Source organism: Dialister succinatiphilus, assembly GCF_928721695.1.
GTDB classification, from domain to species: Bacteria; Bacillota; Negativicutes; order Veillonellales; family Dialisteraceae; genus Dialister; species Dialister succinatiphilus.
Map to the genome: position 1 here is coordinate 749,139 of NZ_OV788641.1, position 16,713 is coordinate 765,851.

The following is a 16,713-nucleotide window of genomic DNA, read 5'->3' on the forward strand; positions in this document are numbered from 1 at the left end:
CTTTCACCAGACTATACTATACACGCCGAACTGGCGCACAACTTTAGAACCCTCACGCTCGCAGGGCGTATCCATAAGGCGCCCTACAACAACCCTCGCGCCAAAGGCGCGTCAAACTTAAGCCCCTTAAGAACCTTCGGCCCAGCGGGCCGTCAACCCTCAAGCCCGATAGGGCTTGTCCATCAAAAAAGCACCGCTTCCGCGGTGCTTTTGCCTATCTTTATCCCTTATGATGTTCAATGGCTGCTTTCACCAGTCCCACGAAGAGGGGATGGGGACGGTTGGGGCGGCTCTTGAATTCCGGATGGGCCTGGGTAGCTTCGAAGTAGGGGTGATCCTTCAGTTCGATGGTTTCTACCAGACGTCCATCAGGGCTGGTGCCGCAGATGGAGAGGCCTGCTTTTTCCAGTTCCGGACGGAGGGCGTTGGATACTTCGTATCTATGACGATGTCTTTCGTATACGATTTCCTGGCCGCCGTAGAGTTCCCGGGCTTTGGATCCTTCGGTGAGTTTGCAGGGGTAGATGCCGAGGCGCATGGTGCCGCCTTTTTCGGTGACGTCTTCCTGGTCAGGCATAAGGTCGATGACTGGGTACGGGGTTTCTGCATCGAATTCGGTGGAGTTGGCGTCTTTCATGCCGCATACGTCACGGGCAAATTCGATGACGGCGCACTGCATGCCCAGGCAGAGGCCCAGGAAGGGGATGTTGTTGGTGCGGGCGTACTTAATGGTTTCGATTTTTCCTTCTACGCCGCGGTAGCCGAAGCCTCCGGGCACTACGATGCCGTCGATGCCTTTGAATACTTCGCGAAGGTCCGGTTTTTCTTCTTCCAGTACTTCGGAGTTAATCCAGTGGATATTGACTTTGGTGCCGAAAGCGTAGCCTGCATGGGAGAGGGCTTCCACTACGGAGAGGTAGGCGTCGTGGAGTTCCACGTACTTGCCTACCAGGGCAATGTCCACTTCCTTGTCGGCGGACAGGATGCGGCCCACCATGGCTTTCCAGTCGTCCATGTCGCAGGGGCTGTCGTCCAGTCCCAGTTTTTCCAGGGCAATGCGGTCCAGTCCTTCTTTCTGGAGCAGGAGGGGCACTTCGTAAATGCTCTGGGCGGTAAGGTTGTTAATGACTGCATTCGGTTCCACGTCGCAGAAGAGGGCGATTTTCCGTTTCATATCGTCCGGCAGTTCCTTCACGGTGCGGCATACGATAATGTCCGGCTGAATGCCGATGGAACGCAGTTCCTTGACGGAGTGCTGGGTAGGCTTGGATTTCAGTTCATCTGCCGCTTCGATGTAGGGCACCAGGGTGACATGGATATAGAGCACATCGTTCCGGTTCGGTACGTCTTTCTTCACCTGACGGATGGCTTCCAGGAAGGGCAGGGATTCGATGTCCCCTACGGTGCCGCCGATTTCGGTGATTACGATGTCGGCGTTGTCGTTTCTGCCTACCCGGAGTACCCGGTCTTTGATTTCATTGGTAATATGGGGAATGACCTGGATGGTGGAGCCCAGGTATTCGCCTTTTCTTTCCTTGTTGATGACGGACTGGTATACTTTGCCGGTGGTGACGTTGGAGGCTTTGGACAGGTTCTCATCGATGAATCGTTCATAGTGGCCCAGGTCCAGGTCTGTTTCCGCACCGTCGTCGGTGACGAAGACTTCCCCGTGCTGGTAGGGGCTCATGGTGCCCGGGTCAATATTGATGTAGGGATCGAATTTCTGGATGGTAACCTTGTATCCTCTGTTCTTCAGAAGTCTTCCCAGGGATGCGGCGGTAATGCCTTTGCCCAGGGACGAAACAACGCCGCCGGTTACGAAGATATATTTAGTCATGGGACCTCCTTATGAAATGATTGATGCAATGGAAAGAAAATCTATCACATATGATCCGGTGCCGTAACCCCCAGAATGTGAAGGGCATGGACCAGGATATACTGTACGGCTGTAATGAGGCCCAGTCTGGCCTGCGTGGTTTCGCTGTCTACGCCCAGGATCCGGCATTCTCTGTAGAAATGATGGAAAAGGGCAGCCAGTTCATAGGCATATTTGGCAATGCGCTGGGGTGCTCTTTCCGCTGCGGCGCCGGCCACGAGCTGATGGTAATTTTCCATCTTCTTGATGAGATCCAGTTCACATTCTTCGGTAAGTTTTGTGAAATCGGTATGTCCAAAGGTGCTGTCCCAGGATACGCCGGCTTCTCTGGCCTGGTTGAACAGGCTGTGAATACGGGCATTGGCATACTGGATGTAGTATACCGGGTTTTCATTGGAATGCTTCTTGGCCAGGTCGATATCGAAATCCATCTGGGAATCCAGGGTTCTGGCGCAGAAGAAATAACGGGCTGCGTCGGTGCCTACTTCATCCATCAGTTCCCGCAGTGTGACAGCCTCGCCGGTCCGTTTGGACATTTTCACCGGCTTCCCGTCCCGAAGGAGGGTGACCATCTGGAGAAGCATGATTTCAAAATCATCGGGGTTATAGCCCAGGAATTTCATGGCCGTTTTCAGGCGGATAATGTATCCGTGGTGGTCAGCGCCCCAGATATCGATGAGCTTGTTGTAGCCCCGGCGGATCTTATTTCCTACATAGGCGATATCAGAGCAGAAGTAGGTGGGCACGCCGTTGGTACGAATCACCACCCGGTCCTTGTCATCGCCGTTTTTCGTGGTACGGAGCCACAGGGCGCCGTCCTTTTCATACATATTGTCTTCATCTTTCAGCACCTTGAGCGCTGCGTTCACCTGGTCCGGATAGAGGGACTTTTCGGAGAACCAGTTGTCAAAGTCCACGTTGAAATCATGAAGGTCTTTTTTCAGGGCAGCCAGCTTTTCTTTCAGTCCCAGTTCCTTGAAAATGGAAAGCCTTTCCTTTTCATCCATGTCCAGGTATTTCTTCCCGTCCCTTTCCAGAATGTGGCGGGCGGTTTCCACAATATCCTGGCCATGGTAGCCGTCGTCCGGGATTTCGGCATCAATGCCGTTCAGCTGGAGGTAGCGGGCATTGATGGATTCGGCCAGATGGTCGATCTGATTGCCTGCATCATTTACATAATATTCCGACAGCACATCATAGCCGGCAGCCCGAAGCAGGTTCACCAGGGCGGAACCGTAAGCAGCGCCCCGGGCATGGCCGATATGAAGGGGGCCTGTGGGATTGGCGGAAACGTATTCCACCAGAATCCGGTCCTTCCTGTCCTTCGGCAGATCACCATAGGAAGGGCCGGCTGCCAGGATATTCTTCAATTCGGTGTACACCGTATCCTTGGCCAGGAAGAAATTGATAAATCCGGCGCCGGCAATATCCATGCGGGACACCAGCGGTGTATCCATATGTTTCACAATCACATCTGCAATCATGCGGGGTGCCTTATGAGCTGTCCTGGCCCACTGCATGGCTGCATTGGTGGAATAATCGCCGAAATCCTTTTCCTTCGGGACTTCCAGCCGCTGCACCGGAGCATAATCTCCCTCCGGCAGCTCCCCTGCCGCCACAGCGGCATCCTTTGCCTTTTCAATGAGTTCTTTCAGTTCTTCTCTGACTTCCATGAATATTCCGGATCCTCTCGAACATCAACAATAATTTCATTCAAATGGGTAAACAGACCTTCCAGCTCCACATCGTAGGAAAGACGCATCCGTCCTTTCCCATGGACAATGGAATTTTCTATTTCCCTGGTCACCACAGTCACCTTCAGGGCCCCCATGGGCGTCACATAACCTGACTCCGACGGTTCCCCCAGCCGGTACTCCTGGTTCTGCAGGAAACTGCCATCCCGTATGAGATTGACATGATCATCAAAAATACGGAGAGTGGTAGTGGTGCCTTCCATGCCTGCCAGCTTCGTTTCCCGGTAGCTGATGTACTGCATATCCCCCTCTTCTCCGTAAATACCCGGAGTTTCCAGGGAAATGGTCTCATCCTTCCCGTTCTCGTCCCGCTGCAGGGAAGTCACATTGATAATGACATGCTTTTCCAACACTATCGCCTCCCCGGTCTGTAAAATATATACATTATTATATCATAGATAGAGCCCTTCTTTTTCAGAAGAATTCTATAAATACAAGACTACTCATTATACCATGGAAGGAAAGAAAGTGACAAGGGTGGCAGGACGCGCCGTAAGTGTCAAGTTTTCCTCGGTAATTCATTTGACTGTCGATGATTACTATCTCCGTGGCTTCGGTTTAATCAGTATTTCTGTATAGCTCTGGCCAGTCTCCCTATTGGTGAAGAAGAAGCTCCATAAACGCCTATACGCCCCTCCAGGCATCCTGGCCTATAGTTTCTCATTTTACGCTTCTGCGCCTCACTCCGGACATTCTGGGCAATTTTACGCTCTGCCTGCACCGCAGCCTTGTGCATGGCTCTATCCATCTTTTTGTAGCTTTTCCCATTAGCATGGTACAGGAGAGCTGCTGTAAGTGTTTTATTCTTCCGGGCGGTTAATACCCAAACCATACACTCCATTCCCTCGCTGGACCAGCTCCGTCCCTGCCGCTTCATGCGATAGCTGTAGAACCGGTGATTTGTTTCTGCAGTCCCCAGATGAATCTCTGTATGGATGCCGCGCTGACTCAGGCTGGGGATATAGGGAGCATTTCTCTCCAGATAGCTCTGCAGCCTGTCTACCTCTTCCAAATCCTCCTCTGTCCGGGCGCAGCTCCGGGAAGTATCCATCCATACGGGAATCTGTTTCATAATATTGTCGGTCCGGTGAAGCTCTCGGATAATGTGGTCTACCAGTTCCTTGTTGCAGAAGCTGAGCCGGGTCCGGATCTTTTCATGCACATGATAGCAGTCGAGGAAGTGCTGGTGATCCAGGCAGCCTTCTACCATTCGCTCAAAGTCCTGAAACTGGTATCCGGCCCCTCCATCCCCATTCGACAGCACTGTGGTCTTAGACAGGTCATAGTGCCCATGCAGATAGCTTCTTACCATTGCAAAAAGTTCTTTCCTGCTGGTAGATGCAAAGCAGCGAAGTCCTACCAGTTCTGTCCTGTTGCCATTTTTCCTGACTCCCTCATATACCTGGAGGCGGTGCACTTCCGAAACGCCGCCTTTCTCCTTGTTCTTGAGTACAATTCCATCTCCTTCAATCGCTATAATTTCCGGCTGTGTCGGCTTTTCAACCTTTTCCTCTTCTGCCAATGCTTTTTCGTAAGCCTTTGCCTTCTTGCCGGCATAATTCTTGAGTGAGATAACGGACTGATGGGAGATGGTAATTCCTGCCAGGCTTTGCAGGAGTTCGCTGGCACTGCGAGATGTGGTAATTGCGACAGCCTCGACAATCCGCTCAATCATTCCCAGGCTGTAGTGCTTTCTGGACTCAAAGCCCATTTTGCAGTCCAGGGGATAGAAGCTCTTCCCTTCTTTCTGCAGAAGTCTTCGGGTATAGGTCAGCTCTCCATAGCGGCAGCAAATCGTCCTAGAGTCCCGGCGCGCCACACGCCACCCCTGTACCTTGTAAATCTGATACAGCTCAGTGTCAATACGTGCCAGAGCCATAGCTATAAGCTGACAGTTCATTTCTTCGAGCCAATGAGTTAGCTTCCTTTCAGCCTCGATAGAGTCATCAGATTCCTTAATGAGAGAAATGACTGCACCAATTGCATTTTCACTCCAAATTTCTCCAGTTTTTGTTATAATATCCATGAGGAAAGCCCTTTCTTTGTTTTATTCTTTGCCACGGAAATTATAACATTTCCACTCAAGGGGAGGCTTTCCTCTTTTATTGTTTCTGAAAAAATTCCCCTACCGAGTAAAATTTTACACTAAGGGACGCGCCTGCGGCGCGAGGGTTCAGAGGGTTCAAAGGGGAAGGTTCTTAGGATTGACCGGTCCTATGGGCCGGAGGGTTCATAAGTTTGACGGGGCCTTCGGCCCCGAGGGTTGTGGATTGCCCTTCGGTGCACAGCGAACACATTTTGAAGGAGCGATAGCGACGCGCAAAATGTAGTGAGTCGTTTCCCCTTTAGGGGGCAATATTTATAAAGTCAGCGTTACGGATTTACCTTTCTGTATCATAAAGCTTGATTGGCATTCTGCTGATTGGCTCGCTGCGCTCGCCTCCCCCTATCCGGCTGCGCCGGACTTCCCCCTATTCAGGGGGCAGAATAAAACACCGCGAAACATTCCTTTCATAAGCAGCTCACAGCATAACGGAGCTTTATAGTGCCCCCGCTTGCGGTGGCAAGGGAACTGGATTCGCAGGGAGCCGTAGGCGACTGAGAATCCAGTGACACGCTTCCCATCGGGGCGGAAAGGTGGTGGCGCCAGCCACCAAAGGGGGAAGCCATTACTTGAGCAAAGAGAGGTTGGCCTGTTTTCCGACGCCCACAGGGGCTTGTCCATAAAGCCCCTTCGCCACTTTGCTTTTTCCCTCAAAAGCTACTACACTAAAGACAGAAAACACAGAAAGGAAGTGCATCCTATGGCTACGACCTGTATGGCGGCAGGGCTTTTCCCCCATCCGCCCATTATGATTCCGGAAATCGGCGGAAAAGAGCTTTCCCGCATGGCTCTCACTGTAAAAACGGAAGAAGAAGCCATGAAGCGCATGGTAGAAAAAGGCATAGACACAGTGGTGATTATTTCTCCCCATAACCTCTGTTTCTATGACGGTCCCGCCCTCTTTCTGGCCCCTTCCATTTCCGGAAACCTCTCCGCCTTCGGACGGCCGGACGTGTCCATGACCCTTTCCATAGACCCCATGCTGTCCGAAGCTATTCTGAAAGAAGCAGAGCCCCTCATCCCCCTTCACCGGGTGGATAAGGCGGAAGCCGCCCGATACGGCAAAGCCCTTACCGTGGACTGGGGCACCTTCGTCCCCATGTACTACCTGCTGAAAGCCGGCTTCCAGGGCCGGGCCGTCATGCTCTCCCCCTGCTTCTCCAACTATGAAATCAATGAAATTCTGGGAACCATTGTGGAACGGTCCGCCGCCAAACTGGGGCGGAAAATCGGCGTCATCGCCTCCGGTGATTTATCCCACAAGCTAACGAAAGATTCACCAAACGGTTATACCCCCAAAGGCATCCTCTTCGACCAGGCCGTCATGGACGCCCTGAAGCGCCGTGACAAGAAGCCCCTCACCTCCATGACCCCCGATTTCATCGATGAAATCGCCATGTGCGGCCTGCCGTCGGTATACTTCCTCTTCGGCGTTCTGGGGCATCGGAAAGCCGCCATGCCCTGCTTCTCCCATGAAGGCCCCTTCGGCGTAGGCTACGGCGTGTGCCTCTACCTCCCCGAGAAGGAACCGGAAAAGGAAGAAATTCACGATGAGCGGGTGAAACTGGCCTGGGAAAGCATCCGTTATTTCCTGGACCATGGGAAAATCATGAAAACACCCCATGACCTTTTGCCGGAACTGAAAAGCCGGGCCGGCGCCTTCGTTTCCCTCCACAAATTCGGCGCCCTCCGGGGATGCATCGGCACTTTCCTTCCCTGCTATGACAATGTGGCGGAAGAAATCATTCACAACGCCAAAGCCGCCGCCTGCGACGACCCCCGCTTCCCGCCTCTGGCGGCCCGGGAACTTTCTGACCTCACCATTTCCGTAGACATCCTTTCCGCACCAGAGCCGGCCTCCCTGTCCGACCTGGACGCCAGGAAATACGGTGTCATCGTGGAAAAAGGCACCCGCCGGGGCCTCCTCCTGCCGGACCTTGACGGTGTGGACACGCCGGAAGAACAGATTGCCATTGCCAAAAGAAAGGCTGGCATTGGGCCGGAAGAATCGGTCAAACTCTATCGGTTTCGTGTGAAGAGGTATTATTGACGCGCCTTGGGTGTGAAGGTTCAGAGGGTTCAGAGGGGAAGGTTCTTAAGATGGATGGGCCTTCGGCCCAAGGGTTCTTAAGTTTGACGGGGCCTTTGGCCCCGAGGGTTGTGGATTGCCCTTCGGGCAATGAGTATGAAGTCAGCGTTACGGGATTGGCTTTCTGTGTCATATGGTATGAAAAGCATTCTGCTGATTGGCTCGCCTCCCCCCTATCCGGCTGCGCCGGACTTCCCCCGCAGTTCGGTCGGTCAATCAAGAGGAAGGCCCTTTTATGGGCAGACTAAGGGCCTACTTTGACCGACTTGCACATCCTATGCAGGATGTGCACAGGGGCAGAATAAAGCTCTGAAAAGCAGTCCTTTCATAAGCAGCTCACAGCATAACGGAGCTTTATAGTGCCCCCACCAAGTGGGGGTGGCAAAGGAACTGGATTCATAGGGGAGCCCCGCGACCCGCGAATCCAGTGACATGCTTCCCACCGGGCAAGGTGGTGGCGCCAGCCACCAAAGGGGGATGCATTTCCCTCGCCCGCAGGGCGGTTGGCTTTTTTCCCTCGGGCGAAAGCCCGGTTGTGAAGGTTTTATCATAAGAGGGCGCCTTCTATAATTTAGAAGCGCCCTACAACAACCCTCGCGCCAGAGGCGTGTCAAACTTAAGCCCCTTAAGAACCTTCGGCCCATCGGGCCGTCAACCCTCAAGCCCCAAAGGGGCTTGTCCCTAAAGGAGGTTCCTATGGAATGTGCATTATATGACAAAAACGAAAAGGGCATCTGCACCTGCCGTCTCTGCCCCCGCCGCTGCCGGATTCTTCCTTCTCAGAGGGGCTGGTGCCGCACCCGCTGGAACGACCACGGCCTCTTGAAATCACTGACCTACGGTCTTGTTACCTCCGCCGCTCTGGATCCCATAGAAAAGAAGCCCCTGGCCTATTTCCATCGGGGAAGCTTCATCCTCTCCCTGGGAAGCTGGGGCTGCAATATGAACTGCTCCTTCTGCCAGAATTTTGAAATTTCCCAGGAGGAACCGGAAAGCCGGAAAGTGACGCCGCACCAGGTGCTCTGCCTGGCCAGATCCCTTACAGCCGAAGGAAATATAGGCATCGCCTGGACCTATAATGAACCGACCCTGTCCTTTGAATTCATTCGTGACACGGCCCCTCTCATCAAAGAAGCAGGCCTGGTGAACGTGATGGTATCCAACGGCTTCATCAGCTCCGAAGCATTGGACAGACTTCTTCCCCTTATTGACGCCTGGAACATCGACCTCAAGGGCTGGCAGCCCGATTTCTACAGAACCATCTGCGGCGCCGCCAGAAATCCGGTGCTGGAAACCATTCGAAGAGCAGCAGAAGTATCCCATGTGGAACTGACCAACCTGGTCATTCCCGGAGAAAACGATGACCCCGAAGCCTTTGAGGACATGGTCCGTTGGATAGCCTCCCTGGATCCCGCCATGCCCCTCCATATCACCCGCTTCTTCCCCCGCTGGCGCATGACCCGCCTGCCGCCCACACCTGTTTCCACCCTGGTTTCCCTGGGAAACAGGGCCAGGAAATACCTTTCCCGCGTAAGGATAGGAAATGTAACGGACGAAGAACTGGCGGAGTATCACTGGAGAAATTAACGGGGCTGCGCCCCGAGGGTTCTTAAGATGGACCGGTCCTTTGGACCGGAGGGTTCGTAAGTTTGACGGCCTTTCAGGCCGAGGGTTGTGGTATCGCCCTTACGGGCGATGAACATAAAGTCAGCGTTACGGGATTCACTTTCAGTGCCATATGGCATGATAAGCATTCTGCAGTGGAAAACCATATAACTGCGCCTGCGGAGCGAGATCAGCCTGTTTTTCCTCGGGCAAAGCCCGGTTGTCAGGTTTTATCATAAGAGGGCGCCTTCTATAAATGCAAGGCGCCCACAACAACCCTCAGCGGCAGAGCCACTGTCAAACTTAAGAACCCTCGGGGCGATAGCCCCGTCAAACTTTAGAACCTTCAAGCCCCATAGGGGCTTGTCCATAAGGCGTGTCAACCTTCGGGAATACCGGAAAGCACCGCCCCGGCCCCAGCCCCAATCCCATCTCCATTTATCCAAAGAAAGAAGGAAAATTCTATGATTCCAAAAATTCCACCCAAAATCATTGAACATGCCAACGGCGGTAAAGGCCGCATCATTCTCCAGCCCATTGCGGGGCCGGACATACTGAAAGACAAATGCCGGGTCTATGTGAAGGCCACATTGGAAAAGGGCTGCTCCATGGGCGTGCACCAGCACAAAGGAGATGGAGAAATCTACTACATCCTCTCCGGTCATGGCCTGTACACCGACAACGACACCACCTATGAGGTGAAGCCGGGGGATGCCATGTTCTGCCCAAACGGCAGCCGCCATGGGCTGGAAAATACAGGAGAGGAGGACCTGGTTTTCATGGGCCTCATTATTTATGACAACTGAAGGATATGCAAAAAGCAGCGCCCTGATAGCGCTGCTTTTTATGATGGCATAAGATAGATTCTCAAATTCCGGGAGATTCAGAAGAGTTTAGCAAGTTCAAGGAAAAGATTGACGGCCCCCTGGGCAAAGGGTGGTGTTCCCTTTGCCCAGGGGGCCGCCTTTATATCCTCTTACTTTTTACTTTCTTACACTGATTCTTTCTCTGATATGATTTCCCTTTTCCGCCTCGTCCACCAGGGCCAGGGCATAGTCGGCGTAGGAAATATAGCTTTCTCCCTTTTCATTCACTGTGAATTCTTCGCCTGCCAGCACATAGAAGCCGGTCCTTTTTCCTTCCGGATCAAATTCGGCAGCCGGGCTGATGTAGGTCCATTTCACATCGTTTCTCTTCCGGAGTTCCTCCAGAGCCTTTCCCATGCCGTTGGCCACGGGAAGGTATGCCTTCGGGAAATCGGGGGTTTCGGAAATTGTCATGGTGTGGGTCTGATCGGTGTACAGACTGCCGGCACCGCCTACCACCAGAAGACGGGTCTTTGTATCAGAAAGAATGTCTGCCAGATGGTTCAGGGTCACGCTGTGGAGATTCATTTTTTCATCGTCCCAGACACCAAAGGCATCTACCACCACATCAAATCCTTCCAGGTCTTCCCGGGTCAGATCCATGATATCCTTCTGAATCACCTTTTTGGCTTCTGTCTTATTGGCACTGCGGACAATGGCAGTCACGTCCATGCCTCTTTCCAGGGCTTCCTTCACAATCAGTCTTCCTACTTTGCCGTTTGCTGCGATAACTCCGATTTTCATCATAATTTCTCCTTTTTACATACTTACATACTGCATCGAATTGATGTAATTGATTTCGTTACAAATATGATATCACGGTTATATTGTAACGTCAACAGTTACATTTAAATTTCTTCAAAAAAAAATCACAGCCCCCTTCCGGCTGTGATTCCTCATTCATTTTATTTTACTTATATCCTGTTTTCCTTCAGAAATTCTATATACTCCTCGCCCCATACCTGGATGCTGTCAAGCACCGGTGCAAACCGTCTGCCCATGGCGGTGAGGGAGTACTCCACCCGTGGCGGCACCTCGGGATACACGGTGCGGTGCACCAGTCCTTCCTTTTCCATATACTTCAGCTGGGACGACAAAGTGGCATGGGTGATTTGGATGTCCCGCTCCAGTTCGTTGAATCGTTTCGTGCCTTCGTTCAGGGCATGCAGGATAAGAATGGCCCATTTCCCCTGCAGCAGCTTCTGGGCTGTCACAAAGGGGCAGATGCCGAATAATTCATTTGTCATGATTTCCTCCTATTGCTCAAGTATTTCATACCAGGTCAAGGGAAATATCCTTCTTGTCAGTTATTTTATATCAGTCATATAATGAAAGCAAGTAAAAAAAACATACCATATGGGGCAAAACATACCCGGCTGCGGCCGCCCAGAGGCGGAAGGTCAGAGGTCCGACATCTGACCTCCCTCCGACGGTGACTCACAGGAAACAAGGACCCAAAGCCGCCCCACTTCACCAGCTCACTGGTACATCACAAGGAGATGATTTCATGACAAAAATGCCTGTTATTTTTACGGGACACGGAAGTCCCATGATTGCTTTGGAAAAGAACGACCTTACCCGCACCTTTCATGATCTGGGAAAGGAAATCATAGACACCTTCGGCCGCCCGAAGGCCATTCTGTCTCTGTCCGCCCACTGGTACACCAGGGGAAGCCATGTACAGTCCAGCCCTTTTCCCCGGCAGATTTTCGATATGTACGGATTTCCCAAAGAGCTCTATGAAGTAAAGTATGAGCCCCGGGGATTCCATCCCCTGACGGAACGGGTATTATCCCTGCTGCCCGCGGCCGATATCAATGATGACTGGGGCATCGACCATGGCAGCTGGACTGTGCTCACCCATTTCTTCCCTGACGCTTCCATTCCGGTGGTGCAGCTTTCCATAGACGGGAAGATTTCTCCCAGCGCTTCCTATGACATAGGAAAAGCCCTCTCGCCGCTCCGGGAGGAAGGGTACCTCATTTTCGGCAGCGGAAATATTGTGCACAACCTGTACAAGGTGGAATGGAACAATGAAGGCGGCTCTCCGGCAGCAGACCGGTTTGACGCCTTCATTACCGAAGCCGTAAAAAAGCGGGATGACGAAAAAGTCATAAACTACGAAGACCATGACGACGCTGCCTATGCCGCTCCTACGGCAGACCATTTCCTGCCCCTTCTCTACACCCTGGGGGCCGCAGAGGGAGAAAAGCCCCTTGTTTTCAACCAGGTCAGAAACCTGGGTTCCATTTCCATGACCGGATATGCCTTCGGTCTTAATTCATGAAGGAGGAATTTGCCATGTCTCTTGCATTCCACGTGTACCATCCCGGCGCCAAAGCCATTTTTGATGTCACTTCCACTTTAGTCACCGGTGAAAAGGACGCTTTCCTGGTAGACGCCCAGTTCCAGAAACAGTATGCCGAGGAGCTGGTGCAGCTCATCAAAGACAGCGGAAAAGAGCTGAAGGTGATTTACATTTCCCATTTCGATCCGGACTACTACTTCGGCCTGGATGTACTGGCTGATGCCTTCCCCAAAGCCCGCATTCTTTCCACCGCTCAGACGGCCTGGATGATTTCCGCCAGCCGGGATGACAAGCTCACCGTTTGGAAGAAAGCGCTGGGAAAAGACGCTCCATCCCGTTTCATCCTGCCCGAGGCGGTAAAGGAGCTGCCAAAGCTGGAAGGGGAGGAAATCAGAATCATCACCTGCCCCGATGACGAAATGCACAGCTTCCTCTATGTGCCCTCTGAAAAAACAGTGCTGGGCGGCGTATCCCTGGCCGAAGACAGCCATCCCTGGATGGCTGACACCAAAGGGCTTGACGAAATGGACAAATGGATCCGCCAGGTAGAAACCATGGCATCCCTGGCTCCGGAAAAGGTCATTGCCAGCCATCACTACAATGATGAGAAGAAGGGCCATCCCGCCATCCTTTCCTGCACTCTGGAATACCTGAAGTACTACCGGGAAGCTCTGGCCAGCGGAAAGACCGCTGACGCCATCGTTTCCATGATGAGTGAAAAATACCCTTCCCTTGGCGGAAAAGACACCCTTGCCTTCGGCGCCCGGGTCATCACCGGCGTAGAGCCCTGGGCCCGGAAAGACCTCTACCCCGGCATCGGCCACCATGTCATCATGGACTTTTCCCCTGCCGCCGTATTTGATGTGGAATTCAAAGACCACAAAACCCTGACCTTCACCCAGACAGAAGGCGAAAATAAGGGCTACGCCGACACCATGCCCTTCACCGCCGAGGAAATCGCCGATCATGTGTACATGGTGCACTGGCAGGAAAATGCAGGCATCGCTGTGGTTCACGTGCAGAACTGGAACACCCTGGAAGTATGGACCAATATCTACGTCCCCGGACAGCCGGGCATCCATATGAAGGGAAGAATGAGACTGTAATAGAAGGGGCTGTATGGGCCACTTCGTGGCCCGGGTTCATAGGGTTCAGAGGGGAAGGTTCTTAAGATGGATGGGCCTTCGGCCCAAGGGTTCTTAAGTTTGACGGCCTTTCAGGCCGAGGGTTGCGGATTGCCCTAGGCAATGCTTATAAAGTCAGCGTTACGGATTCACCTTTCTGTGTCATATGGCATGATAGGCATTCTGCTGGTTGGCTCGCTGCGCTCGCCTCCCCCTATCCGGCTTCGCCGGACTTCCCCCTATCCAGGGGGCAGAATAAAACACCGCGAAACATTCTCTTCATAAGCACTAAGCACCCATAGTGCCCCCGCTTGCGGGGGTGGCAAAGGAACTGGATTCATAGGGGAGCCCCGCGACCCGCGAATCCAGTGACATGCTTCCCACCGGGCAAGGTGGTGGCGCCAGCCACCAAAGGGGGAATGCATTTCCAACGCCCGCAGGGCGGTTGTAAAGGTTTTATCATAAGAGGGCGCCTTCTATAAATGTAAAGCGCCCACAACAACCCTCAGCGGCAGAGCCGCTGTCAAACTTAAGAACCCTCGGGGCGATAGCCCCGTCAGTCGAGTAGACGGAATCAGATTACTCTGTCCGCCCCTCACAGAACCGTACGTGCGGTTTTCCCGCATACGGCTCTTAGAATAGTCCTTGAGGTGTACTCGTTACACCTTATCAGTTGCAGTTCCGTTTACATTTAACTAATCTCTAAGTCTTAGTTTCTTCTACATCTCTGTGCAGAACCTGTTTCCCTGCGATTGTTGACTATTCTTTACCCCCTTCACTCCACCTGCTTTCACAGGTTTCATCACTACTATGAGGTAATCCGACTGCTGACCGGGCATCTGTGACGTCTCCATACAGTTAAGTATTTTGGCGTCCATACCATTGGGATGGGTGTCATCCATTTAGGACCCTTGTCAGCTCTCCCAGGTACATGTATAGTACTTCGTGCGCTCGCCATGCTCTATGACCCCGGTGGAACCTGCACAGTTCTCGCTTACCGACCTGCGCATTTCTGCCTGCGACCAAAGTTAGAGTATCGGCTTCCACTTGTCGTTCTAACGAGGCTGAATCGCTTCACGCTTTCGCATTACGGCTCTCGCACTCCTTTGTCTACGCTTCATGCTGGCCTCACGGCTTCACATGCAAGACTAAGTACCGGCTGCTTGCTAGGCTTTGCCGGGTCTGGGCTTTCACCAGACTATACTATACACGCCGAACTGGCGCACAACTTTTGAACCCTCAAGCCCCAAAGGGGCTTGTCCAAAAGGCGCTCACCAGCTCACTAAAAAAGCACCGGTTTCTGCCGGTGCTTTTCTTTTATAATCCCGTTTCCCGGATATCCCCGCTGCTCTGGGCGGCGCCCAGCATGACGGATAATTCGTACAGTTTCTGTTTGAACGGTTCCTTTTCTTTTTTGGCCTCTTCATAGGAAATGATTCGTACTTCACCTCGATGCATGCCTGCCAGGGCCCCTGTTTCTCCTTCCAGCAGCGCTTTCACTGCCGCCGCTCCCAGGGTGGATCCCAGGATGCCGTCTCGGGCCGTGGGCTGGCCGCCCCGCTGGATGAAGCCAAGGATGGTGGTGCAGATGTCGATGTCCGTCCGCTCGGTGAGCCATTCGGAGAGGGCTCTGCCATCATCGGCACCTTCCGCACAGATGATAATGCTGTTCGTCCTGCCTGCTTCCATCTGGAGTTTCAGGCTTCTGGCCAGTTTTTCCCGGCTGAAGGGCACTTCCGGTACCAGGATGTATTCGGCACCGGAGGCCAGGCCTGCGTCCAGTGCAATATTTCCTGCAAACCGCCCCATCACTTCGATAATGGCGGCCCGGTTATGGGCGGAGGCGGTGTCCCGGATGCGGCTCACAGCGGATACCACGGCATTCACCGCCGTATCATGGCCTATGGTTTCATCGGTGCCGTGCATGTCGTTATCAATGGTCCCCGGCAGGGTAACGGTAGGTATGCCCAGGCGGGACAGCTTTTCCGCTCCCTGGATGGACCCGTCACCGCCGATGACGATGAGTCCTCCGATGCCCCGCTTCCGGAGGATCTGCGCCGCCTTTTTCTGGTTTTCCTCTTCAAAAAAGGCTTTGCAGCGAGCCGTTTTCAGCATGGTGCCGCCGTGAAGCACGATGCCGCTGACAGAAGATGAATTCATGGAAATCATGTCGTCTTCCAGAAGGCCTGCATAGCCTCGATAGATGCCGTAAATTTCCTTACCCCAGTACAGCGCCGTCCGCACTACGCTCCGTACCGCCGCATTCATGCCCGGTGCGTCGCCGCCGCTGGTAAGAACTGCCAGTTTGTCCATAGTATCCCTCCTTTATTTATATAGATAGAGTCCTGATTATCATAGAGTCCTGATCATCTGCGAAACTGCATTCCCGTGAGCAAGGGGGTTCAGAAGGGGAAGGTTCTTAAGATGGATGGGCCTTCGGCCCAAGGGTTCTTAAGTTTGACGGCCTTTCAGGCCGAGGGTTGTGGTATCGCCCTTACGGGCGATGAACATAAAGTCAGCGTTACGGGATTTACTTTCAGTACCATATGGCATGATAAGCATTCTGCAGTGGAAAACCATACAACCGCGCCTGCGGAGCGAGATCAGCCTGTTTTTCCTCGGGCGAAGCCCGGTTGTCAGGTTTTATCATAAGAGGGCGCCTTCTATAAATGTAAGGCGCCCACAACAACCCTCAGCAGCAGAGCCGCTGTCAAACTTAAGAACCCTCGGGGCGATAGCCCCGTCAAACTTTAGAACCCTCAAGCCCCATAGGGGCTTGTCCATAAGGCGGTTGTATGGTTTTCGCCGCCAAAGGCGGCATTTATACTGGCGTCCCCAAGGGCGCCGTACCTCGCCAGCGGGCACGGTCAGCCAACCAATAGGTAAGCCCTTTAATGGGCAGGCTAAGGGCCTACTTTGGCTGACTTGGAGGTCCTATGCAGGACCTCCACAGTACTTCATACCTCCCGAGGGCGGAGCCCTCAACC

The 16,713-nt window shown here is 53.0% G+C and carries 12 protein-coding genes; 5 read left to right on the forward strand and 7 right to left on the reverse strand.

Annotated features, from left to right (window positions below):
* Positions 1 to 220: 220 nt before the first annotated feature.
* The 4 genes from NW747_RS03230 to NW747_RS03245 all read right to left on the reverse strand — a co-directional run bounded on the left by NW747_RS03230 (position 221) and on the right by NW747_RS03245 (position 5,656).
* Positions 221 to 1,837, reverse strand: a complete 1,617-nt coding sequence (locus tag NW747_RS03230) for a CTP synthase (protein ID WP_273097345.1) — start codon at positions 1,835 to 1,837, stop codon at positions 221 to 223.
* Between the two features lie 44 nt (positions 1,838 to 1,881).
* A complete protein-coding gene (gene argS, locus NW747_RS03235; RefSeq protein ID WP_273187988.1) occupies positions 1,882 to 3,549 on the reverse strand; it encodes an arginine--tRNA ligase in 1,668 nt (555 codons plus the stop codon).
* On the reverse strand, positions 3,528 to 3,983 hold the full coding sequence (locus NW747_RS03240; protein WP_232217329.1) for a YwiB family protein: 456 nt from the start codon (positions 3,981 to 3,983) through the stop codon (positions 3,528 to 3,530). The genes argS and NW747_RS03240 overlap by 22 nt, the downstream gene beginning before the upstream one ends.
* 209 nt (positions 3,984 to 4,192) lie before the next feature.
* On the reverse strand, positions 4,193 to 5,656 hold the full coding sequence (locus NW747_RS03245) for an ISLre2 family transposase (RefSeq protein ID WP_273187989.1): 1,464 nt from the start codon (positions 5,654 to 5,656) through the stop codon (positions 4,193 to 4,195).
* A gap of 778 nt (positions 5,657 to 6,434) precedes the next feature.
* On the opposite strand from NW747_RS03245, the gene amrA reads away from it, so the two are divergent.
* From amrA to NW747_RS03260, 3 genes are all read left to right on the forward strand, one after another.
* Positions 6,435 to 7,784 (forward strand): AmmeMemoRadiSam system protein A, encoded by a 1,350-nt coding sequence (gene amrA, locus NW747_RS03250; RefSeq protein WP_273187990.1) that lies wholly within the window; start codon positions 6,435 to 6,437, stop codon positions 7,782 to 7,784.
* Positions 7,785 to 8,519: 735 nt separating this feature from the next.
* Entirely contained in the window at positions 8,520 to 9,410 is an 891-nt protein-coding gene (gene amrS, locus NW747_RS03255) for an AmmeMemoRadiSam system radical SAM enzyme (protein WP_273187991.1), read from the forward strand.
* Positions 9,411 to 9,892: 482 nt separating this feature from the next.
* A complete protein-coding gene (locus NW747_RS03260) occupies positions 9,893 to 10,234 on the forward strand; it encodes a cupin domain-containing protein (RefSeq protein ID WP_273187992.1) in 342 nt (113 codons plus the stop codon).
* 177 nt (positions 10,235 to 10,411) lie between these two features.
* Here the strand turns inward: NW747_RS03260 and NW747_RS03265 are convergent, their stop codons facing one another.
* Together NW747_RS03265 and NW747_RS03270 are read right to left on the reverse strand one after the other, a co-directional pair.
* Positions 10,412 to 11,041 carry an NAD(P)-dependent oxidoreductase gene (locus tag NW747_RS03265; protein ID WP_273187993.1) on the reverse strand — a complete coding sequence of 210 codons (630 nt, stop codon included), beginning with the start codon at positions 11,039 to 11,041 and terminating at the stop codon, positions 10,412 to 10,414.
* Positions 11,042 to 11,208: 167 nt separating this feature from the next.
* Positions 11,209 to 11,541: a winged helix-turn-helix transcriptional regulator gene (locus tag NW747_RS03270; RefSeq protein ID WP_273187994.1), complete on the reverse strand. Its 333-nt coding sequence runs from the start codon at positions 11,539 to 11,541 to the stop codon at positions 11,209 to 11,211.
* A gap of 260 nt (positions 11,542 to 11,801) precedes the next feature.
* On the opposite strand from NW747_RS03270, the gene ygiD reads away from it, so the two are divergent.
* Positions 11,802 to 12,581 carry a 4,5-DOPA-extradiol-dioxygenase gene (gene ygiD, locus NW747_RS03275; protein WP_273187995.1) on the forward strand — a complete coding sequence of 260 codons (780 nt, stop codon included), beginning with the start codon at positions 11,802 to 11,804 and terminating at the stop codon, positions 12,579 to 12,581.
* A gap of 14 nt (positions 12,582 to 12,595) precedes the next feature.
* A complete protein-coding gene (locus NW747_RS03280) occupies positions 12,596 to 13,708 on the forward strand; it encodes an MBL fold metallo-hydrolase (protein WP_273187996.1) in 1,113 nt (370 codons plus the stop codon).
* Positions 13,709 to 15,043: 1,335 nt separating this feature from the next.
* Here the strand turns inward: NW747_RS03280 and NW747_RS03285 are convergent.
* Positions 15,044 to 16,039, reverse strand: a complete 996-nt coding sequence (locus NW747_RS03285) for an ATP-dependent 6-phosphofructokinase (RefSeq protein ID WP_008859563.1) — start codon at positions 16,037 to 16,039, stop codon at positions 15,044 to 15,046.
* Positions 16,040 to 16,713 lie beyond the last annotated feature (674 nt).